1 protein-coding gene is annotated in these 538 nt (G+C 35.7%); it reads left to right on the forward strand.

Going from position 1 to position 538, the window contains the following annotated elements; all coding sequences use genetic code 11:
* Window positions 1–127: 127 nt before the first annotated feature.
* Window positions 128–538 (forward strand): IS200/IS605 family transposase (gene tnpA / locus HMPREF2607_RS04940; protein WP_070476211.1); only part of this gene is annotated, 411 nt, incomplete at its 3' end.

Genomic DNA, 538 nt, shown 5'->3' on the forward strand with positions numbered 1-538 from the left:
ACGAAAACCACTAGCTGTGCTAGTGGTTCCGAAAAGCTTTTAGCGATGTATCAAAAAAGTCCCCCTAAAGTGTTATATTAGATAAGGTTTCCCGACCACTAACTAATATACAAAAGGAGGACCCCTGATGAGACAGGATAATAATAGTTTAGCACATACTACATGGAATTGTAAGTATCATATTGTTTTCGCTCCAAAATATAGACGTCAGATAATCTATGGGAAATACAAAGCAAGTATTGGTCAAATCTTACGGTTATTATGTGAAAGAAAAGGCGTTGAAATTCATGAAGCAGAAGCTTGCCCAGATCATATTCACATGTTAGTGAGTATACCACCGAAACTAAGTATTTCTTCATTTATGGGATATTTAAAAGGTAAAAGTAGCTTAATGATCTTCGACCGACACGCAAATTTAAAGTATAAATATGGGAATCGCAAATTTTGGTGTCGAGGCTTTTATGTTGATACGGTTGGGCGAAATCAGAAGCGAATTGAAGAATATATTCGTAATCAATTACAAGAAGACGTGATAGCA

The sequence above is a fragment of the Streptococcus sp. HMSC078H03 genome (assembly GCF_001808655.1).
Lineage (GTDB): Bacteria > Bacillota > Bacilli > Lactobacillales > Streptococcaceae > Streptococcus > Streptococcus salivarius_G.